The organism is Streptomyces sp. NBC_00344 (genome assembly GCF_036088315.1).
Lineage (GTDB): Bacteria > Actinomycetota > Actinomycetes > Streptomycetales > Streptomycetaceae > Streptomyces.
The window spans coordinates 1483664-1506296 of the sequence record NZ_CP107996.1; the positions used below are offsets into that span (position 1 = coordinate 1483664).

Genomic DNA, 22633 nt, shown 5'->3' on the forward strand with positions numbered 1-22633 from the left:
GATGGTGTGGCCCGGGACCGCAGGCCGCACCGGCCGGCGCCGTGGGTACGAGGGGAGCGGGCGGATGACCGGGACATCGAGGACGTCGGGCACCTGGCGCAACTGGGCGGGGAACGTCACCGCCCGGCCGGTGCGGGAAGTGACCCCCGCGTCGGTCGAGGAACTCGCCGCCGCCGTGAAGAAGGCGGCCGAAGACGGCCTGAAGGTGAAGGCCGTCGGCACCGGTCACTCCTTCACTGCGACAGCTGCGACCGACGGGGTACTGATCAGGCCGGAGCTGCTCACCGGCATCCGGCTGATCGACCGCGCGGCCGGTACGGTCACCGTCGAATCGGGCACCCCGCTGAAGCGGCTGAATCTGGCCCTGGCCCGTGAGGGGCTCTCCCTCACCAACATGGGCGACATCATGGATCAGACGGTGGCGGGGGCCACCAGTACCGGCACCCACGGCACCGGGCGCGAATCGGCCTCGATATCCGCGCAGATCCGTGCGGTCGAACTGGTGACGGCCGACGGAACTGTACTGACGTGCTCGGAGACCGAGAACCCGGACGTCTTCGCCGCCGCCCGGGTCGGCCTGGGCGCCCTGGGCGTGATCACCGCGATCACCTTCGCCGTGGAGCCGGGCTTTCTGCTGGCTGCCCGCGAGGAGCCGATGCCGTTCGACCGGGTGACCGGCGAGTTCGACCAGCTCGTCACGGAGAACGAGCACTTCGAGTTCTACTGGTTCCCGCACACCGGCAACTGCAACACCAAGCGCAACAACCGCAGCGCGGGCCCCGCCGCTCCACCGGGAAGGCTGTCCGGCTGGGTCGAGGACGAACTCCTGTCCAACGGCGTGTTCCAGGTGGCCTGCTCACTGGGCAGGGCGGTCCCCGCGGCGATCCCCTCGATCGCCAGGGTCTCCAGCCGCGCGCTCTCCGCCCGGACGTACACGGACATCCCGTACAAGGTCTTCACGAGTCCGCGCCGGGTGCGCTTCGTCGAGATGGAGTACGCCCTTCCGCGCGAGGCGGCCATGGGCGCGCTGCGCGAGGTGAAGGCGATGGTCGACCGCTCGCCCCTGCGGGTCAGCTTCCCGGTCGAGGTGCGCACCGCTCCCGCGGACGACATCGCGCTCTCCACGGCGTCGGGCCGGGAGAGCGCGTACATCGCGGTGCATCTGTACCGGGGCACTCCGCATCAGGCCTACTTCACGGCAGTGGAACGGATCATGACCGCGCACGGCGGGCGGCCGCACTGGGGCAAGGTGCACACACGCGACGCCGCATACCTGGCCGGCGTGTATCCGCGGTTCGGGGAGTTCACGGCGGTGCGCGACCGGCTGGATCCGGACCGGCTCTTCACCAACGGCTACCTCCGCCGGGTCCTGGGCGACTGACCCCGGCCGGAACCCGGCCGGGGCCGGTCCGACCGCCGCTGCCCGTCAGCCCGCGGGGGTGCTCGTGCCGGTGGCGTCGGAGCCGTCACCCGTCGCGGACTGCGAGGGCGTCGGCGACGGCGTGACCGCGCCCGGTGACGACGGTGCGGGGCTGGGGTCCCGCCCGGTCGTCGAACCGCTCTTGCCCGGATCGGGTTCCGGCTGCCGGCTGTTCCCGGCACTGCCGCTCGGCGTGGGCTCAGGGCTGCGGCTCCCGCCGTCGTCCTGACCGCGGTTTCCGTCCCTCTCACGGTGCGTGGTGCCCGTGGGAGTGGTGGACGGCGCCGGTCTTCCCGCGCCGCCGCCGTGGACCACGGAGCCCACCGTCGTCCCGATGCCGCCGTCGAGGTCGTGCCCGGAGAGCAGCTCGAAGCCGGTGATTCCGGTCATGGCCACGAGGAAGGCCACGACAGCCGCGATCGAGGAACGCTTCCAGCCGCGCACCCGGGTGCCGTGCACGGTGGGCGCGGTGTACCCGTCGTCCGGGAGCGCCGGGGCGGCGCCGTTCCTCGCATCCTCCGGCCACGGTCCGGCGACCGCGGCGGGCACCGCTCCGGGGTCCCGCGCCCCCGGGGCACTGTGCACCGGGACCTTGAGGACCTTCGGCTTCACCTGGACCCTGACCTCGCGGATCTGCTCCCCGGTGCGCCGGAAGAGATGCTGGAACACCGTGCCGCCGCAGGTGGCGATCACGCTCACCAGGCCCGCGCCGATGATCGTTCCGTAGACGCCGAGCTTCGATGCCAGTACCGCCGCCATGACGGCGGCGAACGCGCTGCCCGCGACCTGCGGCACGCTCAGATCGAGCTGCTTCCTCCTCGGCTTGCTGGTTTCCTCATCGGCCGGCTTCTGCTCCATCCCCAACCTCTGTTTGTCCGTGTCCTAGCACCCTGCACCAGAAAGGGACATATGAGCGAAGTAGATAGTTCCATTTCGGGCGATTGTGTGAAGGATGACACCCGAGGGCATACTCGGTGCGCACGTACCGGCTTCCAACTCCCTTGACCCGCCAGAACTTCGACGGCGAGCCGTCCACCCACTTGGTCCGAATGGAGTACTGTGGCGAGCCCTGGGCCCGGCCTCCCTCAGGGGTGTCCGGATCAACGGGAGGGGGCCGAAGGCGGCACTCGAACCGGCGGCGCCGTGGCACCGCACGGGCGCCTGCTGCGCAGAGTGACCGAATGGTCGCCCTGTGTCGCAAACAGGTAACCGTGCCATAACGGCGATCCAGGGCCGAGGCCCGACACGCCGGGCAACTCGGCAAGGTTGTGGCGTGCCGCACCCGGGCAGGCCACACTCGACTAGCGGAAGCAGCGACGCACGTGACGTCGGCAGGCACCACCCGGGAGGTTCCCATGCCCGAACTGCGTGTCGTGGCCGTCTCGAATGACGGCACACGACTGGTGCTCAAAGCTGCGGACAGTACGGAGTACACGCTTCCGATCGACGAACGGCTGCGTGCGGCGGTCCGTAATGACCGCGCCCGCCTCGGCCAGATCGAGATCGAGGTGGAGAGCCACCTCCGTCCCCGCGACATTCAGGCACGTATACGAGCAGGCGCCTCCGCGGAAGAGGTCGCCCAGATGGCCGGGATTCCGGTCGACCGCGTCCGACGCTTCGAGGGCCCGGTACTCGCTGAGCGCGCTTTCATGGCCGAGCGGGCACGCAAGACGCCCGTGCGGCGGGCAGGCGAGAACACCGGGACCGGACCTCAGCTCGGCGAAGCCGTGCAGGAGCGGCTGCTGCTGCGTGGAGCCGAACGGGAAACCGTGCTCTGGGACTCCTGGCGCCGCGACGACGGCACCTGGGAAGTCCTGCTGGTCTACCGGGTGGCCACCGAGACGCACTCGGCGAGCTGGACCTACGATCCGCCGCGCCGCCTGGTGCAGGCCATGGACGACGAGGCGCGGTCGCTGATCGGGGAGTCCGACGACTCGCTGGTGGCGCCCGAGCCGAGCTTCCCGTTCGTGCCCCGGATCGCCAGGCTGCCCCGCGACCGGCCGCTCGACCGTGCTCTGGACCGGCAGATGGAACGCCCGCTGGCGCCCTCTCCCCCCGAGCCGGAAGAAAGCAGCGGTGAGCGGGACTCGCTGACCAGCCTGCTGGAGGCGGTACCGAGCTTCCGGGGCGACATGATCGTCCCCGAGCGGCCCGCGCCGGAGCTTCCGCCGGCCGAGCCCGCGCAGGAGCCGGAGGTGGAGGAGCCGCCGGCGGCATCCGCGGGCGCCGGTTCGGCCTACGCGGATGTCCTGATGCCGCGCGCCGTGGCCGGGCACCGCGACCGGCTCACCGGGACGACCGACCGGCAGGCCGAGGCCGACGGAGTCCGCCCCGGACGCCGGGCGGCCGTGCCCAGTTGGGACGAGATCGTCTTCGGAACCCGGCGCAAGAAGCAGGACTGAGGGCTGTTCCCCCTGAGCATCCGCCGTGGACGGGAGCAGGCACCGGACACGTGGGCCGCACGCATCGCGTGCGGCCCACGTGTCGTGTCTCGCGCCTCGGCGGACCTACCGCGGGTCGGGGCCGGTGGCCACCGGACGGGACGGGTCGGACGACCACTCCGACCAGGAGCCCGCGTACAGAGCCGCCGGGATGCCGGCGATCTCCAGGGCGAGGACCTGGTGTGCCCCGGAGACGCCCGAGCCGCAGTAGACCCCGACCTCAGCGCCCTGCGCGGCCCCGAGCCCCGCGAAGCGCGCCGTGAGCCGGCCGGGGGCCAGGAAGCGGCCGTCCTCGCCGGTGTTCGCTGTGGTGGGCGCCGAGACCGCGCCCGGGATGTGTCCACCGACCCGGTCGATCGGTTCCACGTCGCCGCGGTAACGCTCCGCCGCACGCGCGTCGAGCAGCACCCCCTTGCCGGCCAGCTCCGCCGCACCGTCCGCGTCGAGCAGCGGCACCGATCCCGGGACCGGCACGAAGTCGCCCGGCGCAGGTTCCGGGATCTCCGCCGAGAGCGGCCCCGACCAGGCCGCGAGACCACCGTCCAGTACCCGGACCTGCGGATGGCCAGTCCAGCGAAGCAGCCACCAGGCGCGTGCCGCAGCCCAGCCCTGCCCGCCGTCGTACACCACGACCGGGGTGTCCGCGCGGACGCCTGCCCGGCGCATCACCGCGCCGAAGGCCACCGGATCGGGCAGCGGATGACGGCCGCCCGCGCCGGGGGGACCTGCCAGCTCCGCATCCAGGTCGACGAAGACGGCGCCGGGGATGTGCGCCGCGGCGTAGGCGGACCGGAGACTCGGACCGCCGAGCTGCCACCGGACGTCGAGGAGCACCGGAGGCCTGGGGCCTTCGGACTCCCTCGCGAGTCCGGCGGCGGAGATGATGGGTGTCATACGGACCATCCTCACCCAGAGCGCCGATCGTACGTACACGCCCGCGTACAACGCCCGTGCGTAACGACGGGAAACGGCTGAGGAATACCAAATCAGCCATCCTCCTGCTGGAACGTGCAAAATACGGCGCGGCCGTGGCGCGTCGCGCGGCAGGTGGTGGAACCATCTGGGCGGGGGACGGCATACCGCCCCCGCAAGGCCACCACCCATGGTCCGAGGAGAGAGCGAAGATGACCGAGGCAGTCTCTCGGCACGTGCCCGGAACCCCTTGCTGGGTCAGCCTGATAGTGCACGGGCTATCGGCCACCCAGGACTTCTACGGAGCACTGTTCAACTGGGACTTCCGGCCGGGCCCCGGCGAACTGGGCCCGTATGTGAGGGCGCTGCTCGATGGCAAGGAGGTCGCCGGCCTGGGGCAGATGCCGCCCGACCAGCATCTGCCGATCGCCTGGACGACCTATCTGGCGACCGATGACGCCGACGCCACCGCGGAGACCATCAGGCACTGCGGAGGCACGGTGGGGGTGGGCCCGCTGGACGCCGGCGAGGCCGGCCGACTCGCCATAGGGTCCGATCCGTCGGGTGCGGTCTTCGGTATCTGGCAGGCGGCCGCCCATGCCGGCGCCGCGACGGCGGGCGCCCCGGGAACACCGGTGTGGAACGAGCTGGTGACACGGGAGACGGTATCCGTCGGCAAGTTCTACCAGGCGGTCTTCAACTACGGGACAGAAGCTGTCGTATCGGCCGACTTCGACTATCTGACCCTCTCCCTGAACGGCCGGGCAGTCGCCTCGCTGCACGGTGTGGGTCAGGCGCTGCCACGCGACAGGGGTCCGCACTGGATGACGTACTTCGAGGTGGCGGACACCGACGAAGCCGCGCGCCGGGTGGCCGAGCTGGGTGGCCAGGTGCTCCAGCAACCGCACGAGGGTGAGACCGGCCGGCTCGCCACGGTCGCGGATCCGGAGGGCGCGGTCTTCACGATCGTCCGTTCGACGCGCTGACCGGTGCGGGTGCGGCGCAGGACCGCACCCGCGGGCCGGCCGCTCCCAACCGGCCAGTAGAGTTCCGCTCCGTCCCCTCCGACCCTGAGGTATCGAGTGAACTCCGCGCGCCCCGCACCAGCAGTGACCGTCGTCGGGATCGGTGCCGACGGCTGGCACGGGCTCACGGAACGGTCACGGGCCGTGCTGCGAGAGGCGGAGGTTCTGATCGGCGGCCCCCGACAGCTGGCGCTCCTCCCCGATGAGTGCCCGGGCGCGCGCACGGCCTGGCCCAGCCCGCTGCGGCCCGCGGTCCCCGGCCTGCTCGCGGCCCACCGGGGCCGCCGGGTCTGTGTACTGGCGAGCGGCGACCCGATGTTCTACGGCATCGGCAGGGCGCTGTCGGAGGTGCTGCCCGCGGAGGAACTGCGGATCCTGCCGCACCCTTCGTCCGTCTCCTTCGCCTGCGCCCGTCTGGGGTGGCCGGTGGAGGACACCGAAGTGGTCACGCTCGTCGGCCGCCCGATCAGCGGTCTCGCCGCCGAACTGCACGGCGGGCGCCGGCTGCTGGTGCTCAGCGCCGGCCCCGGCACGCCCGCCGAAGTGGCCGCGCTGCTGCGGAAGAACGGGTTCGGGCCGAGCCGGCTCACCGTACTCGAACAGCTCGGGTCCCCGGACGAGCGGCGCGTCGACGGCATCGCGGACACCTGGTCGCAGCAGCCGGGCGATCCGCTGAACGTCGTCGCGATCGAATGCCGCCGCGCCGGCGGTTCGCCGCGTCTCGGTGCCGCTCCCGGCTTGCCCGACGATGCGTACGAGCACGATGGTCAGCTCACCAAACGGCATGTCAGGGCTGCCACCCTCGCCGTACTCGCGCCCGCCCCGGGCGAGTTGCTCTGGGACATCGGCGGAGGCTCCGGGTCCATCGGGGTCGAGTGGATGCGTACGCACCGCTCCTGTCGTGCCGTCACGGTCGAGCGCGACGCCGTACGGGCCGAGCGCATCGCCCGGAACGCGCAGTCGCTCGGCGTTCCCGCACTGCGCGTGGTGACCGGCGGTGCACCTGGCGCGCTGACCGGACTGCCCACGCCAGACGCGGTGTTCATCGGCGGCGGTCTCACCGTTCCCGGTCTGCTCGACACCTGCTGGGACGCACTGCCCATCGGCGGGCGGCTGGTCGCCAACACCGTGACGCTGGAGTCCGAGGCCCTGCTGGCCGACCGGTACCGCAGCCACGGCGGCGAACTGGTACGGATCGGGATCTCGCACGCGGTCCCGGTGGGCGGCTTCACCGGCTGGCGTCAGGCCATGCCGGTCACCCAGTGGTCGGTCACCAAGAGAGCCCCTCACGCAGGAGAACAACGATGACGGTGTATTTCATCGGTGCCGGTCCCGGCGCCGCCGACCTGATCACGGTGCGCGGCGCCCGCACGCTCGCGTCCTGCCGGGTCTGCCTCTACGCGGGGAGCCTGGTGCCGCGTGAACTGCTGGCCGAATGTCCGCCGGACGCCCGCCTGGTGGACACCGCCCAGCTGAATCTCGACGAGATCACGGCGGAGTCCGTACGCGCACACCGTGAGGGGCACGATGTGGCCCGGCTGCACTCCGGAGATCCTTCCGTCTTCAGCGCCGTGGCCGAGCAGATGCGCAGACTGGACGCGGCCGGAGTGCCCTACGAGGTGGTGCCCGGCGTGCCCGCTTTCGCCGCGGCCGCGGCCGCGCTGAAGCGGGAGCTGACCGTGCCCACGGTGGGGCAGACGGTCATTCTCACGCGGATCGCGCACAGTGCGACGCCGATGCCCGAGGGCGAGGATCTGGCCACCCTGGGGCGCAGCGGGGCGCTGCTCGTGCTGCATCTCGCGGCCAGGTACGTGGACCGGGTGGTGGCGGAGCTGCTGCCGCACTATGGGGCTGACTGTCCGGCGGCGGTCGTCGCGATGGCCTCGCGTCCGGACGAGCTGGTGCTGCGCGGCACGCTCGCCGACATCGCCGGTCAGGTGAAGGCGGCCGGTGTGGTCCGCACCGCGGTGATCATGGTGGGACGGACGCTGGGAGCGGCCCAGTTCAGGGACAGCCATCTGTACTCGGTCGAGCGCGAGCGGCACAGCTGCTGAACAAGGGTGCAGGCGGGGGCTCCAGCGGTGGAGCGGCTCGGCGCCGGTGCCGGGCGGCAACGTCTGCGCGGCGGAGCGCGCGGTGCCTGCCACGGCGCTAACGCGGCGCCGCCCTCCCGACCACCTGGCCCGCTCGGTCGATGCAGATGACGTCCACCGCGACGGGCGCCCCCCGCAGCACGCCGAGCGCCTGATCGCGGGCGGTCACCGCCACCAGGTCGCCCAGCGGCACCCCCGCTGCCGCACACAACTGAAGTGCGGCGAGCCCCGTGTTGGCGGTGGCCACTTCGGACGCCAGCCTGTCGTCCGCGCCGCCGCGGCGGGCCAGCACGGCGAGGAAGTCCTTGTCGACCTGCGAGCGCGCCGAATGCAGATCCAGATGCCCGGCGGCCAGTTTGGAGAGTTTTGCGAAGCCGCCGCAGATGGTGAGACGGTCCACAGGGTGCCTGCGGACGTATTTCAGTACGGCTCCCGCGAAGTCCCCCATGTCCAGGAGGGCGTCCAGCGGCAGCCCGTACTCGGCGAAGACCGTCTTCTCCGAGGTCGATCCGGTACAGCCCGCGACATGGGTACGGCCTGCCGCACGGGCCACGTCGACGCCACGGCGGATCGAGTCGATCCAGGCGGAGCAGGAGTAGGGGACGACGACACCCGTCGTGCCGAGGACCGAGAGGCCCCCGAGGATACCCAGCCGGGGATTCCAGGTGGAGCGGGCGATCTCTTCACCGTGGTCGATGGAGACGGTGATCTCGACGTCGCCACTGCCTCCGTGACGCGCCGCGACCGCGGCGGTGTGCTCCCGCATCAGCGTGCGAGGCACCGGGTTGATCGCGGGTTCGCCGACGTCGAGCGGGAGTCCCGGCCGGGTGACCGTGCCCACCCCCGGCCCGGCTCTGAAGACCACTCCGGCGCCGGCCGGCAGCGTCCGCACGGTGGCACGGACCAGTGCGCCGTGGGTGACGTCCGGATCGTCACCCGCGTCCTTGACGATGCCCGCCATGGCCCTGTCCGCGGCCAGCTCCTCCGCCGCCAGCGCGAACGCGGGGGTCTGGCCTCTGGGCAGGGTGATGGTCACCGGGTCGGGAAAGTCACCGGTCAGCAGGGCCGTGTACGCGGCAGTGGCTGCCGCGGTCGCACAGGCACCGGTCGTCCATCCCGACCGCAGACCTGTGTGCTTGAGTTGGGCGCTGCGTCCTCCGGACGCCGTCCTGCCCGCCTCGTCAGTCACCGCGCGCCTCACTCATGGATGGACCGTCCTCGATGCATGTACTGATCCTCGGTGGTACGACCGAGGCCCGCCGCCTGGCGGAGATCCTGCACGACAGCCCGGTACGGGTCACCAGCTCGCTCGCCGGGCGAGTGGCGAGTCCGAGAATGCCGCCCGGCGAGGTACGCGTCGGGGGCTTCGGCGGGGCCGAGGGCCTGGCGGGCTGGCTTCGCGAACGCCGGGTGGACGCGTTCATCGACGCCACTCATCCTTTCGCCGGGACGATCAGTTTCAACGCGGCGGCAGCCGCCGCCACCACCCATGTTCCTCTGCTGGCCCTGCGCCGGCCCTCCTGGACTGCCGCCGCGGGCGACGACTGGCATCCGGTGGGCTCGCTGGAGGATGCCGCTGAGGCGCTGCCCGTGCTGGGCAGCCGGGTGTTCCTCACCACAGGGCGCATGGGGCTCGCCGCTTTCACACGACTCGACGGGCTCTGGTTCCTGGTGAGGTCGGTGGACGCACCCGGTCTGCCGCGGCCGCGGCAGACCGAGCTGCTGCTCGACCGCGGCCCGTTCACCCTGGACGGGGAGCGTGAGCTGCTGGCCCGCCATCGCATCGATGTGCTGGTGACGAAGGACAGCGGGGGCGCGGCCACCGCTCCCAAACTCCGGGCGGCGCGGGAGGCCGGCATCCCGGTCGTGCTGGTACGCCGCCCCCCTGTGCCCCTGGATGTCCCGGTGGCAGCCACCGCACAGGAGGCGGCCGCCTGGGTCCTTCACTTCTCCGGATAACGGCGAGGCGTCCAGACGATCTGCTCGCCGTCCGCCCGCCGGACGGTCCTGGTCTGCGAGGAACCCACGATGAGGAGGGTGCGCATATCGACCTCGTCGGGGTCGAGATCGGCCAGCCGGACGATGCGCACGGACTCGTCGGGGCCGCCGATGTCGCGGCCCAGCACCACCGGGGTGTCCGGTGCGCGCAGTTCGAGCAGCAGGTCGCGTGCCCGGCCCACCTGCCAGGTACGGCTGCGTGAGCCGGGGTTGTAGAGGGCGAGGACCAGGTCGGCCGAGGCCGCGGCGCGCAGCCGTTCCGCGATGACCTCCCAGGGCTTCAGCCGGTCGGAGAGCGAGATGGTGGCGTAGTCGTGGCCGAGCGGGGCGCCCGCCTTGGCGGCGGCCGCGTTGGCGGCGGTCACCCCGGGCAGTACCCGTACCGGCACGCCCCGGTAGGCGTCCTGCGACGCGACCTCGAGGACCGCGGTGGCCATGGCGAACACTCCTGGGTCCCCGCCGGACACCACGGCCACCCGGCGGCCCCGCCTGGCCAGGTCAAGGGCGAACTCGGCGCGTTCCGACTCCACCTTGTTGTCGGATCCGTGCCGGAGCTGGCCCGGCCGCAGCGGCACCCGGTCCAGATACGTGGTGTACCCCACCAGGTCGTCGGCGGCCGACAGCGCCCCCCGGGTCTCGGGTGTCAGCCACAGCGGACCCGCGGGCCCGGTGCCCACGACCACGACCTCGCCGAGCTCACTCGTCGCGGGGACCGCGTCGATCCGGCTCGGCAGTACCGCGACCGAGAAGTAGGGCACCGAATCCGCGGCCACGTCGGCCAGCCGGCCGGTGCGCTCCCCCGCCATGGTGGCGCGCTCCACGTAGCGGGCCTCGTCGAGCCGGCCGGAGCGTTCCAGCGCCCGCCGCACCGAAGGGAAGGTCCGGCCCAGCTTCATGACGACAGCCGAGTCGGTCGCCGCGAGCCGCGCCGTCAGCTCCTCCTCCGGCAGGGTGCCCGGAAGGATCGTCAGTACCTCTTCGGCCTCCACCAGTGGCTCGCCGAGCCGGGCGGCCGCTGCGCTCACCGAGGTGACTCCCGGGATCACTTCGGTCGGGAACCGGTGGGCGAGGCGCTTGTGCATGTGCTGGTACGAGCCGTAGAAGAGCGGATCGCCTTCGGCGAGCACGGCGACGGTGCGCCCGGCCGACAGATGTGCGGCGAGACGGGCGGATGCCTGCTCGTAGAACTCGTCGAGCGCGCCCCGGTAGCCGCCCGGGTGGTCGGTGGCCTCGGTGGTGACCGGGTAGACCAGCGCCTCCTCGATGTGGTCGGGTCTCAGATGCTCCGCGGCGATGGAGCGGGCGATCGACCGGCCGTGCCGGGCACTGTGATAGGCGATCACATCGGCCGCGGCGATGACCTGCACGGCCCGCAGCGTCATCAGCGAGGGGTCACCGGGGCCGAGCCCGACGCCGTACAGACGCCCCGGCTGTTCCGGGCGCCGCGCGTTCTGGGTGCTCACTCTTCTTCGCTCGCAATCGCGTTGATCGCCGCGGCGGCGATGGCACTGCCGCCGCGCCGTCCGCGGACCACCAGATGGTCAAGACCCGAAGGATGCGCGGCAAGTGCGTCCTTCGATTCGGCGGCGCCGATGAAACCGACCGGGACACCGATGACCGCGGCAGGCCGGGGGGCGCCTTCCTCGATCATCTCGAGGAGCCGGAAGAGCGCGGTGGGTGCGTTGCCGACGGCGATCACGGCTCCCTCCATGCGGTCGCGCCACAGCTCGAGGGCCGCGGCACTGCGGGTCGTGCCCATCCGGGCCGCGAGGTCCGCGACCGACGGGTCGGACAGCGTGCACACCACGTCGTTGTCCGCCGGAAGCCGCTTGCGGGTGACACCGCTCGCGACCATGGCGACATCGCAGAGGATGGGTGCGCCGGCACGCAGAGCCGCGCGGGCGTTCGCCACCACGGCAGGGGTGTACGAGACGTCGCGCACCAGGTCGACCATGCCGCAGGCATGGATCATCCGCACGGTGACCTGGGCGACATCGGCGGGCAGCCCCGCGAGGTCCGCCTCGGCGCGGATCGTGGCAAAGGACCGGCGGTAGATGGCCGCCCCGTCCTTCTCGTACTCGAACACGGTGTTCTCGCTCATCTCTCTACGGCAACTCTCTACGGCTTGGCTTGAGGCACGGACGGTGTGCGGGCCGCCGCGATCGTGTCGGCGATTTCCGTTACGGGCACGCCCCGCGCTCCGGACGAACCGGGCGCCGAGACGTCGTAGCCGTCGGGTGTGGCCACCACATCCACCCGGTCCCCCGGCGGGTGACCGCAGCGGCGCGCGCAGCCGGACCAGTGGACGGGCAGCCCGCCGTGTCCCGCGGCGGCGGCGCCGGCTGCGTCGGTCCGTACATCGGTCAGGGACTTGGCACAGCCGGACAGCCCGGTGCAGGCACCCACCCCCCACCAGGGGGACGCGGTCGTGGTGATCAGGCCGGCTTCGGCGAGTCCGGACAGCGACCCGGGCGCCTCGGCGCTCGGCAGAGCGGGGATGACCAGGCCCCGCCAGGGTGTCACGCGCAGCTCACCGCTGCCGTGGCGGGTGGCAGCACCGGCCAGCAGCCGCCATTGTCCGGATGTCAGCCGTCCGAGCGGCGCCGCAACGGACAGTGCGCTGCGGCCGTCCAGCCCTGCGACGATGCCGGGCTGCGGCGCCGAAGCGGGGCCCGAAGGCGCAGTCGCCAGTAGCTCGGCAGTGATGCCATCGGCTTCGAGGCGCCGGGCGAATTCCGTCGTCGACGTGGCGAAAAGGAGCTGGGAGCCGGTGAGTTCACGGATCCGCCAGGCTCGCGTCCCGCTCCGTTCGGCGGCTTCGACGAAGATCTCCGCAGCGAGCAGCGCGGCCCTGGCCGCGTCACGCGCCGCGACGCGGATTGCCTCCGGGCCGTCTCCGAGACGTATCAGTGCCTGCCCGTCCGGCCCGGCCCATACCGTCACGTCGGCGCCGAGCGCCGCCACGTCCTGGTGTCCGTCGTCGAAGGCGAAGAGAAAGCGACCGGACAGCGCGGGGGCCGTGGCGTCGTCACACAGAAAACGGTCGAGTGAGATTACCCACGGCAGTACGTCCGTTCGGTCCGTTCCGTCCCCCGGGTGTGCGGCGTCGAGTCCCGAGAGCGGTGAGGCAACGATGTTGCGGATGCGTTCGTGCCGGGGCGCGGGCAGCAGACCTGTGTCTGTCAGGAGACCGGCCAGTTCCGCACCGCGGTCCGCACCGAGCCCGCGGAGTTGGATGTTGCCGCGGGAGGTGATGTCCAGGCGTCCGTCGCCCAGCCGCTCTGCCGCGTCCGCCAGTGCGAGTGCCTGGTCCGCGGTCAGAACTCCCGCCGGAATCCGGATCCGGGCCAGAGCTCCGTCATCGGCCGGGTGCAGGCGCAGTGCGCCGGGGCAGGCGTCGCCGCTGTCCCGTATCGAGGAGTCGTCGCCGGTCGTGGCGGACGAGCTGGCCGGTGGCATGGCGGCGAGCATACCGACCATCACACCGGGCGACTGCCCCACGTCAGGGCTCCGGCCCTTACTATCGTCTCGACGGGTCACCCGGCCCGTCAACGCCGAAGACGGCGTCAGGGGAGGAAGCCCGGTGAGAATCCGGCGTGGTCCCGCCACTGTGAGTCCGGTGCGAGCCGGATGAGCCAGGAACTCCCGCCGTCCTCTCACTGCCCGGGGCGCGGACCCCGAGGAAGGCCAGACGCCGCATGCTCCTGCTGCTGTCGACCTCCGACACCGACCTGCTCAGCGCCCGTGCCGCGGGCGGCCCTGTGCCGTACCGGTTCGCCAACCCCGCCCGGCTCGATCTGAGCGAACTGCCCGCCCTGCTGGATGGTGCGGACCTTGTCGTGGTGCGCCTGCTCGGCGGTCTGCGCGCCTGGCAGGAGGGCATCGACCTGCTGCTGGCGGGTGACCGGCCGGTGGTGGTTCTCACCGGCGAACAGGCCCCCGACGCACAGCTGATGGAAGCTTCCACTGTTCCCGTCGGTATCGCGGCCGAGGCGCACGCCTATCTCGCGCACGGCGGCCCGGCCAACCTGGAACAGCTGGCCCGTTTCCTCTCCGACACCGCGCTCCTCACCGGCCACGGCTTCGACCCGCCCGCCCCCGCCCCCACCTGGGGGCCGCTGGAGCGCACCGCCCGTGGGGGTGCCACGGGCCCCCTGGTGGCCGTGCTCTACTACCGGGCCCACCACATGAGCGGCAACACCGCGTTCATCGACGCGCTGTGCGGCGCCGTCGAGGATGCCGGAGGCAGGGCGCTCCCGCTCTATGTCGCCTCGCTGCGCGCCCCCGAACCCGAACTGCTCGATGCGCTCGGCGGTGTGGACGCGATCGTCACCACGGTCCTCGCGGCAGGCGGCACCAAGCCCGCGACCGCGTCGGCCGGCGGCGACGAGGAGGCCTGGGACGCGGGTGCTCTCGCCGCGCTCGACGTGCCGATCCTGCAGGCGCTGTGTCTGACCGGTTCACGCAGCGCCTGGGAGGAGAACGACGAGGGTGTCTCGCCGCTGGACGCGGCCAGCCAGATCGCCGTCCCCGAGTTCGACGGTCGGCTGATCACCGTCCCGTTCTCGTTCAAGGAGATCGACGAGGACGGTCTGCCCGCGTACGTGGCCGACCCCGAGCGGGCGGCGCGGGTTGCCGGAACCGCCGTACGCCACGCGCGGCTGCGCCATATCCCGAACCCCGCGAAGCGTCTGGCGCTGGTCCTCTCCGCCTATCCGACCAAGCACTCCCGGATCGGCAACGCGGTCGGCCTCGACACCCCCGCCAGCGCGGTGGCCCTGTTGCGCAGGCTGCGTGCCGACGGCTACGACTTCGGTGACCAGCCGGTCCCGGGGCTCGAGTCCGGCGACGGCGACGAGCTGATCCGCGCCCTGATCGATGCGGGCGGCCACGACCAGGAGTGGCTCACCGAGGAACAGCTGGCCCGCAACCCGGTCCGTATCCCGGCGGCCGACTACCGGCGCTGGTACGCCCAACTCCCCAAGGAGCTGCGGGACACGGTCGAGCGGCACTGGGGCCCGCCCCCCGGCGAGATGTTCGTGGACCGCAGCGCCAACCCCGAGGGGGACATCGTGCTCGCGGCGCTGCGGCGCGGCAATCTGCTGATCCTCATCCAGCCGCCGCGCGGCTTCGGAGAGAACCCGATCGCCATCTATCACGACCCCGATCTGCCGCCTTCCCACCACTACCTGGCGGCCTACCGCTGGATCCAGGCAGCCCGCGAGGACGGTGGCTTCGGCGCGGACGCGATGGTCCACCTCGGCAAGCACGGCAATCTGGAGTGGCTGCCCGGCAAGAACGCCGGCCTCTCCGCGGCCTGCGGCCCGGACGCCGCGCTGGGTGATCTCCCTCTCGTCTACCCGTTCCTGGTCAACGACCCGGGCGAGGGCACCCAGGCCAAACGGCGGGTGCACGCCACGCTCGTGGACCATCTGGTACCGCCGATGGCCCGCGCCGAGTCGTACGGGGACATCGCCCGCCTGGAGCAGCTCCTCGACGAACACGCCGCCATCGCCTCGATGGACCCGGCCAAACTGCCGGCTGTCAGGGCCCAGATCTGGACGCTCATCCAGGCCGCGAAACTCGACCACGACCTCGGCCTCGATGACCGCCCGGACGACGACGGCTTCGACGAGTTCATCATGCATCTCGACGGCTGGCTCTGTGAGATCAAGGACGCACAGATCCGCGACGGCCTGCATGTACTGGGCAATCCTCCGGCCGGCGGCGACCGGGTCAACCTCGTCCTCGCCATCCTGCGCGCCCGGCAGATCTGGGGTGGCACGACATCACTGCCGGGTCTGCGCGAGGCACTGGGTCTCGACGAGTCCGCCGCCACCCGCACCACGGCGGACGAGGTGGAGGAGCAGGCCCGCGCGCTCGTCCAGGCGATGGAGGACGCGGGCTGGGACCCGGCCACTGTGGGCGGCATCGCATCGGGGCATTCCCAGCAGGTTGCCGACATCCTCGACTTCGCCGCCCGGCAGGTGGTGCCCCGGCTCTCCGCCACCACCGATGAACTCAGCCATGCCGTCCACGCGTTGAACGGCGGCTTCGTACCGGCGGGTCCCTCCGGTTCACCGCTGCGCGGACTGGTCAACGTGCTGCCGACCGGAAGGAACTTCTACTCGGTCGACCCGAAGGCCGTGCCCTCGCGGCTGGCGTGGGAGACCGGTGTACTCCTCGCCGACTCCCTGCTGGAGCGCTACCGCACCGACAACGGAGAATGGCCGACCTCTGTCGGCCTCTCGCTGTGGGGCACCAGCGCGATGCGCACGTCGGGCGACGACGTGTCGGAGGCCCTCGCCCTTCTCGGTATCCGGCCGGTCTGGGACGACGCCTCGCGACGGGTCACCGGTCTGGAGACCATTCCGCTCGCCGAACTGGGCCGTCCCCGTATCGACGTCACCCTGCGCATCAGCGGTTTCTTCCGTGACGCCTTCCCGCACACCATCGGTCTGCTGGACGACGCGGTGCGCCTGGCCGCGTCCCTCGACGAGCCGGACGAGCTCAACTACATCCGCGCCCACGCGCAGGCCGACCTGGCGCAGCACGGCGACGAACGCCGGGCCACCACCAGGATCTTCGGCTCGCGCCCCGGGACCTACGGCGCCGGGCTGCTCCAGCTCATCGACAGCCGCGACTGGCGCACCGACGCCGACCTCGCCGAGGTCTACACGGTGTGGGGCGGTTACGCCTACGGGCGAGAGCTGGACGGCCGCCCCGCACGTGCCGAGATGGAGACCGCGTACCAGCGCATCGCGGTCGCCGCGAAGAACACCGACACCCGTGAGCACGACATCGCCGACTCGGACGACTACTTCCAGTACCACGGCGGCATGGTGGCCACGGTCCGGGCCCTGAAGGGCTCGGCCCCCGAGGCGTACATCGGTGACTCCACCCGGCCGGAGTCGGTCCGCACCCGCACTCTGGTCGAAGAGACCTCCCGGGTGTTCCGGGCCCGGGTGGTCAACCCCCGCTGGATCGCCGCCATGCGCCGGCACGGCTACAAGGGTGCCTTCGAACTCGCCGCCACCGTCGACTATCTCTTCGGGTACGACGCCACGACCGGAGTGGTGGCCGACTGGATGTACGACAAGCTCACCGAGACCTATGTGATGGACCCGGAGAATCGCGCGTTCCTCCAGGAGGCCAACCCCTGGGCACTGCACGGCATCGCGGAACGGCTGCTGGAGGCAGAGTCCCGGGGGATGTGGGCCGAGCCCGATCCGGCCGCGATCGAAGAGCTCCGCCGGGTGTTCCTCGAGACCGAGGGCGAGCTGGAGGACAACGGCTGAGAACGCCGGATGTGCTGCCGGTCAGGGCGCGGAGACCGGCAGCACATCGGGCGACAGCGCTCCCGCCCTGGCCACCTCGGCGGTCACTCTGCGCTGGTGGTGGCGCCGGCACAGCACCTCGTAACCGACCTCGTCCGCCTGCTGGTTGACGTCCCCCACCACGACCTGGGCGCCTTCGACGACCATCTCGCCGCCCACCGTGCGGGCATTGTGGGTCGCCCGCGCACCGCACCAGCAGAGTGCTTCCACCTGCAGGGCCTCGATCCGGTCGGCCAGTTCGATCAGCCGCTGCGAGCCGGGGAACAGCTTGGTCCTGAAGTCGGTGGTGATCCCGAACGCGAAGACATCCAGTCCGAGGTCGTCGGTGACCCGGGCCAGCTGGTCGATCTGGACGGGGGCGAGGAACTGCGCCTCGTCCACGATCACGTAGTCGGCCCGGCCGCCACGGGTGATGTGGTCGACCAGATAGGTGTACAGATCCATGCCCTCATCGGCCTCGACCGCGTCGGTGACCAGGCCCAGCCGGGACGAGAGCTTGCCCTCGCCCGCCCGGTCGTCACGCGTGAAGATCACACCCTGGAGGCCGCGAGCGGCACGATTGTGGCCGATCTGCAGTGCCAGCGTGCTCTTCCCGCAGTCCATGGTTCCGGAGAAGAACACGAGCTCGGACATAGGAGAGTGGGAGCCTTTCGGTTCTGTGCGGGGGAGGCGCGGTGTCAGGAGCGTACTTCGAGCAGCGGGACGAGCTGTTCCGCGGGGGTCATCGAGCCGTGCATCCCGACCATGACCGACTCGTGCGGCTCTCGCCGGGACGCGGTGATCACCACATCGGCGTGGGCGGCCGCGACCACATCGCCGATCCGGCCGTGCACCCGTTCGTCGACGGAGGGCCCGAACCAGCCTGCCGCGATGGCTTCGTCGCGGCCGGCCACCCAGAACTGCTCACCCAGCACCTCGCGCCAGACGGTCAGGACGTCGGCAGCGGCTCCGGGCACGGCATACACATGCCGGGCCCGGCCTTCGCCGCCCAGCAGGGCGACGCCCGCGCCCAGTTCCCAGTCCTCGTCGAAGTCGATGCGGGACTCCTCGTCGAACGGGATGTCGATCATGCCGTGATCCGCGGTGACATAGAGCGCCGACCGGGGCGGAAGCTGTTCGGCAAGGCGCTGGGCCAGCCGGTCGGCATACATCAACTGGCCGCGCCAGGCATCCGAGTCCATCCCGAAGCGGTGCGCCTTGCCGTCGACCTCGCTGTAGTACGTGTAGATCAACGAGCGGTCGGCCGCGCCGAGTTGAGCGGCGGCCAGGTCCATCCGCTCCTCACCCGTGAGGCGGCCGAGAAACCTGCCGCCGCTGAGCGCGACCTTGGTGAGCGGGGTGTGCTGGAAGTCCGGCGACGAGACCTGAGCGGTGTGCACACCCGCCGCGTCGGCCAGCTGGAAGACCGTGGGGTACGGCTGCCAGACGTGCGGGTCGGTCCAGGGCTTCCAGCGCAGCTGGTTCATCAGCGCGCCGGTGTCCGGGTTGCGGGTCGTGTATCCGGTCAGCCCGTGTGTCCCGGGAGGCAGACCGGTGCCGACCGAGGCGAGAGAGGTCGCGGTGGTGGCGGGGAACCCCGCGGTGAGCGGACGTCCCGTGCCACCACGGGACGTCCCGAGCAGCGAGTGCAGATAGGGGGCCTCGTCCGGATGGTCGCGGATCTGTTCCCAGCCGAGACCGTCGATCAGGAAGACACAGTTCCGGTCGGCCGGGGTGATCTCAGGAATCGCCGCGGTGAGCCCGGGGACGCCCTGGCCGGCGGCGAGCGTCGGCAGCAGATCCGCGAGCGACCCCGACCCGTACTCCGGGACGGGGGCGGTGGAGAGGGCGAGTGGGTCCGGGTCGTGCCAGACGGGCTGGGCCATCAGCGGCCGGCCGCCGCGGTCGCCTCGGAGAGCGCCTGGGAGAAGGCGAGCGTCTGGCGGACGGTGTCAGGTCCGTCGCCCGCTTCGCTCACCCGCAGGCTCAGATCGTCGGCGGTGGAGCTTCCGGTGTATCCGTGGTCCGCCTCGCAGTTGGGGTCACCGCAGGCCGCAGGCTCCAGGTCGAGCCGGGCGACCGCGCCCCAGCCGATGGTCAGTACGACCTCACGGGGCAGGGTGCCGGGAACGTACTTCTCCGGATTGGCCACCACACGGCTGAGCACCACGGAGGAGATCCGGTCGAGCTTCACCGACTCGGTGGACGTGGTGGCGAACGGCGTCGGTGAGCCGCCGTCGGCGGCCTGTTCGTCGGTGTGGCTGACGATGAACCGGTTGCCCGTGAGAACGAGGACCGTGACATGACGGCGCACCTCGTTGGAATCGAACGTGGTCTCCTGGTGCACCAGATACGAAGCAACCGGCTCACTGCCGACAGCGGCCTCCACCGCCTCGGCCACGAGGGCCGGGTAATAGCCGCTGCGCTCGATCGCCGCGCGCAGCCCCTGGGTCGTCGTACCGGTCTTTGCCATGGGCTCCATCTTACGACCCCGGCCCGGGGCTCCGGCCCTCCCGTGACGGTCCTCAGTAGCTGGGGAGGCGGCGCGGACCGATGTCGTCACGGGCATGCGGTGGCGCCAGCCGGACGGAAGCGCCGAGGACGGACAGGCCGCCGGCCCCTACGACGACGGGTTCGAGGGAGACCGAGACCACTTCGGGGTGGTCGTCGACCAGCCGGGACACCCTCAGCAGGAGCTCCTCGAGGGCAGCGGTGTCCACGGGCGCCGATCCGCGCCACCCGAAGAGCAGCGGGGCTGTCCGGATGGTCCTGATCAGTTCGGCGGCGTCCCGGTCGGTGGCCGGGACCAGCCGGTGGGCGGTGTCGCCGAGCAGTTCGGACGGGGCGCCGGCCAGACCGAAGGAGAGAACGGCGCCCACGGCGGTGTCGATCGCGGACCGCACAACGGTGTCCACTCCCCTGGGGACCATCGCCTGGACGACCGGCCGGACTTCGGCGGGCGTACCGAGAGCACCCGTGAGCTCGGTGTAGGCGCGGCGCAGTCCTGCCTCGGACACGATGTCGAGGCGGACACCGCCGAGGTCGGGGCGATGGCGGAGATGGGGTGCGGTGGCCTTGAGCGCGACCGGGTAGCCGAGGGCGTCCGCCGCCGCGACAGCGGAGTCGGCGTCCGGCGCGGGCCGGACGGGCAGGACCTCGATGCCGTAGAGGCCGAGAAGGTCACATGCGTCGTCGGGCGAGAGGGCCAGACCCCGGGCGACGTCGACATGGGCTGTGTCCAGCAGGGCAACGATCCGGGCGGCGGCACCCGCCTCGTCGATGTCGTCGTACTCGGGGACCCGCCCGGGGTCGGCCGCCTGACGGCGCCACTGGGCGTACCTGACGGCCTGCGCAAGTGCCCGGACGGCGCGCTCCGCGGCAGGATAGGCGGGAATCCGGCGCGGGCCTGTGGCGTCCGGGGCGCCGGCGCCACCGGCGGGGGCAGCGGCATGTTCCGGTGCTCCGGCCTCCCGCGCCTGCCCGGCGCTGGGCGCGGGCTGCTGCTGGGATCCGGGCGCCGTGCTGGTGGCGGCGGCCAGCGCTTCGGCCAGGCCGCCGATCTCCAGGTGGACCACGGCCACCGGTTTGGCGGTGGGGGCGTGCGCGGCCGCCTCCCGCAGCGCGGCGGCGAGTACTTCACCATCGCCCGATTCCGTCACGCCGTTGTCGCCCACCCAGGGAATCGCCGTGACCAGCACCGCGTCGCAGGCGTTGTCCGCGAGCGCCCCGGCAAGCGCGTCGCGGAAGTCCTCCGGGGTCGCACCGGTGGTCAGATCGACCGGCGGCAGCGGACGGAGGCGTTCGGTGAGGCAGGCGTCGTACGACAGCAGTCCCAGCGACTCGGAGTTGCCGATGATCGCGACGCGCGGGCCGGCGGGAAGCGGCTGGCCGGCGAGCAGCAGGCCCGCGTCGACGAGCTCGGTGACCGTGTCCACCCTGATGACGCCCGCCTGCCGGAGCAGCGCGGAGACCGTGGCGTCCGGAATCCGGGTGACCGGAACGGCGTGCCCCGGCGGTGCGCTGCCGCTGTGCCGGGCGCCCTTGACCACCACGACCGGTTTCACCGCCGCCGTACGCCTGGCGAGCCGGGTGAACTTTCTGGGGTTGCCGATCGACTCCAGGTACAGCAGCGCCACATCGGTGTCGGGGTCGTCGTGCCAGTACTGCAGGAAGTCGTTGCCCGAGAGGTCGGCGCGGTTGCCCGACGAGATGAAGGACGAGAGCCCGGCACCTCGCCGGTGCAGCCCGGAGAGCAGCGCGATGCCGATCGCGCCGGACTGGGTGAAGAGCCCGATCCGCCCGCGGACGGGCGACTCGGGTGCCAGTGAGGCGTTCAGCCGGACAGCTTCGGATGTGTTGATGAGACCGAAGGCGTTCGGGCCGATGATGCGCATTCCGTACGACCGCGCCTGGCGGAGCAGTTCACGCTGGCGGCGCAGCCCGTCGGGGCCGCTCTCGGCGTAACCGGCGGCCAGCACGACCAGGCCCTGAACGCCGCTCTCCCCGCAGTCGGCCACCGCTGCCGGGACGTCCTCGGCGGGTACGGCGACGACCACCAGGTCGACGGTGTCATCGATCCCGGCGACCGAGCGGTGGGCGGGGACCCCTTCCACCTCGGTGAGGTCATCGGGAAAGGCGCGGTTCACGGCATAGCTGCGCCCGGTGAAGCCGGAGGCGAGGAGGTTGCGCAGCACCGTGCGGCCCACCCCTCCGGGCGCCCGGCCCGCGCCGACCACCGCCACCGCCCTGGGGGCCAGCAGCCGTTGCACGGACCGGGCCTCGGCACGCTGCTCCCGGGCACGCTGCACCGCGAGGGATGCCGCGGTGGGTTCGAGGTCGAGGGTGAGGTGGACGGAGCCGTCCTCGAAGCTGCGTTTCTGCTCGTACCCGGCGTCCGTGAACACCTTGATCATCTTGTTGTTGGCGGGCAGCACCTCGGCGATGAACCGGCCGACCTCGCGCTCACGGGCCACCGCCGCGATGTGCTCGAGAAGTGTGGAGGCCACACCCCGTCCCTGGTGTGCGTCCTGGACGAGGAAGGCCACCTCGGCCTCGCCCTCGCCGATCCGGTCGTAGCGGACGGTCGCGATGAACTCGTCGCCGATGGTCGCCGCGAGTCCCACCCGGTCGACGTAGTCGTGATGGGTGAAGCGGTGGACGTCCTTGGCGGACAACCTGGGATAGGGAGCGAAGAAACGGTAATACTTCGACTCGGGCGAGACCTGCTCGTAGAAGCTGACCAGCCGCTCGGCGTCGTCGGTGGTGATCGGCCTGATCCGCGCCGTGCCCCCGTCGCGCAGCACCACGTCGGCTTCCCAGTGGGCCGGATACTCCTGGTGCGGGTTCTGCTCCAGCGGGGGCTGCATGGGGAAAGCCTACGGGTCACTACGGTACGAGGGGTGGCGCGGCGCGGGATCCCGCAGGACCC

The 22633-nt window shown here is 71.7% G+C and carries 17 protein-coding genes and 1 riboswitch; of the genes, 7 read left to right on the forward strand and 10 right to left on the reverse strand.

Annotation, left to right across the window (positions count from 1 at the left end; genetic code table 11):
* Positions 1-64 precede the first annotated feature (64 nt).
* A complete protein-coding gene (locus OHS16_RS06610; protein WP_328536236.1) occupies positions 65-1381 on the forward strand; it encodes a D-arabinono-1,4-lactone oxidase in 1317 nt (438 codons plus the stop codon).
* Positions 1382-1426: 45 nt separating this feature from the next.
* Here OHS16_RS06610 and OHS16_RS06615 read toward each other — a convergent pair whose 3' ends face one another.
* On the reverse strand, positions 1427-2278 hold the full coding sequence (locus OHS16_RS06615) for a hypothetical protein (RefSeq protein ID WP_328536237.1): 852 nt from the start codon (positions 2276-2278) through the stop codon (positions 1427-1429).
* Between the two features lie 497 nt (positions 2279-2775).
* On the opposite strand from OHS16_RS06615, the gene sepH reads away from it, so the two are divergent.
* Complete coding sequence (sepH, locus tag OHS16_RS06620) at positions 2776-3822, forward strand: septation protein SepH (protein ID WP_328536238.1); 1047 nt, start codon at positions 2776-2778, stop codon at positions 3820-3822.
* Between the two features lie 105 nt (positions 3823-3927).
* Here sepH and OHS16_RS06625 read toward each other — a convergent pair whose 3' ends face one another.
* Positions 3928-4755, reverse strand: a complete 828-nt coding sequence (locus OHS16_RS06625) for a sulfurtransferase (protein ID WP_328536239.1) — start codon at positions 4753-4755, stop codon at positions 3928-3930.
* A gap of 230 nt (positions 4756-4985) precedes the next feature.
* On the opposite strand from OHS16_RS06625, the gene OHS16_RS06630 reads away from it, so the two are divergent.
* From OHS16_RS06630 to cobM, 3 genes are all read left to right on the forward strand, one after another.
* Complete coding sequence (locus OHS16_RS06630; RefSeq protein ID WP_328536240.1) at positions 4986-5759, forward strand: VOC family protein; 774 nt, start codon at positions 4986-4988, stop codon at positions 5757-5759.
* Positions 5760-5855: 96 nt separating this feature from the next.
* Positions 5856-7106, forward strand: coding sequence for a precorrin-6y C5,15-methyltransferase (decarboxylating) subunit CbiE (cbiE, locus tag OHS16_RS06635; protein ID WP_328536241.1), 1251 nt, complete (start codon positions 5856-5858; stop codon positions 7104-7106).
* Positions 7103-7852 carry a precorrin-4 C(11)-methyltransferase gene (cobM, locus tag OHS16_RS06640; RefSeq protein ID WP_328536242.1) on the forward strand — a complete coding sequence of 250 codons (750 nt, stop codon included), beginning with the start codon at positions 7103-7105 and terminating at the stop codon, positions 7850-7852. Before cbiE ends, cobM begins: the two co-directional genes overlap by 4 nt.
* Before the next feature lie 97 nt (positions 7853-7949).
* Here the strand turns inward: cobM and OHS16_RS06645 are convergent, their stop codons facing one another.
* Entirely contained in the window at positions 7950-9080 is a 1131-nt protein-coding gene (locus OHS16_RS06645) for a cobalt-precorrin-5B (C(1))-methyltransferase (protein WP_328536243.1), read from the reverse strand.
* 32 nt (positions 9081-9112) lie between these two features.
* Between OHS16_RS06645 and OHS16_RS06650 the strand changes: the two genes are divergently transcribed.
* On the forward strand, positions 9113-9850 hold the full coding sequence (locus tag OHS16_RS06650) for a cobalt-precorrin-6A reductase (protein ID WP_328536244.1): 738 nt from the start codon (positions 9113-9115) through the stop codon (positions 9848-9850).
* Here the strand turns inward: OHS16_RS06650 and OHS16_RS06655 are convergent.
* The 3 genes from OHS16_RS06655 to cobG are packed head-to-tail and all read right to left on the reverse strand — an operon-like array spanning position 9835 to position 13348.
* Entirely contained in the window at positions 9835-11352 is a 1518-nt protein-coding gene (locus tag OHS16_RS06655) for a precorrin-2 C(20)-methyltransferase (protein ID WP_328536245.1), read from the reverse strand. The two genes, OHS16_RS06650 and OHS16_RS06655, sit on opposite strands and share 16 nt — an antisense overlap.
* Positions 11349-11975, reverse strand: coding sequence for a precorrin-8X methylmutase (locus tag OHS16_RS06660; RefSeq protein ID WP_328540738.1), 627 nt, complete (start codon positions 11973-11975; stop codon positions 11349-11351). The genes OHS16_RS06655 and OHS16_RS06660 overlap by 4 nt, the downstream gene beginning before the upstream one ends.
* A gap of 32 nt (positions 11976-12007) precedes the next feature.
* Positions 12008-13348, reverse strand: coding sequence for a precorrin-3B synthase (gene cobG / locus OHS16_RS06665; RefSeq protein WP_328536246.1), 1341 nt, complete (start codon positions 13346-13348; stop codon positions 12008-12010).
* Between the two features lie 87 nt (positions 13349-13435).
* Positions 13436-13554: riboswitch (cobalamin riboswitch) on the forward strand.
* Positions 13555-13587: 33 nt separating this feature from the next.
* Here cobG and cobN point away from each other — a divergent pair.
* A complete protein-coding gene (gene cobN / locus OHS16_RS06670) occupies positions 13588-17187 on the forward strand; it encodes a cobaltochelatase subunit CobN (RefSeq protein ID WP_328536247.1) in 3600 nt (1199 codons plus the stop codon).
* 21 nt (positions 17188-17208) lie between these two features.
* On the opposite strand, the gene OHS16_RS06675 is transcribed toward cobN, so the two are convergent.
* From OHS16_RS06675 to OHS16_RS06690, 4 genes are read right to left on the reverse strand one after another with little or no spacing between them, the layout of a single operon-like run.
* The gene (locus tag OHS16_RS06675) at positions 17209-17859 is read right to left on the reverse strand and encodes a thymidine kinase (RefSeq protein WP_328536248.1); all 651 of its coding nucleotides are present in this window, start codon (positions 17857-17859) and stop codon (positions 17209-17211) included.
* 44 nt (positions 17860-17903) lie between these two features.
* Positions 17904-19091 carry an alkaline phosphatase family protein gene (locus OHS16_RS06680; protein ID WP_328536249.1) on the reverse strand — a complete coding sequence of 396 codons (1188 nt, stop codon included), beginning with the start codon at positions 19089-19091 and terminating at the stop codon, positions 17904-17906.
* Positions 19091-19678 carry a DUF5998 family protein gene (locus OHS16_RS06685; RefSeq protein ID WP_328536250.1) on the reverse strand — a complete coding sequence of 196 codons (588 nt, stop codon included), beginning with the start codon at positions 19676-19678 and terminating at the stop codon, positions 19091-19093. Before OHS16_RS06685 ends, OHS16_RS06680 begins: the two co-directional genes overlap by 1 nt.
* A gap of 52 nt (positions 19679-19730) precedes the next feature.
* The gene (locus tag OHS16_RS06690; protein WP_328536251.1) at positions 19731-22571 is read right to left on the reverse strand and encodes a bifunctional acetate--CoA ligase family protein/GNAT family N-acetyltransferase; all 2841 of its coding nucleotides are present in this window, start codon (positions 22569-22571) and stop codon (positions 19731-19733) included.
* Positions 22572-22633: the final 62 nt, after the last annotated feature.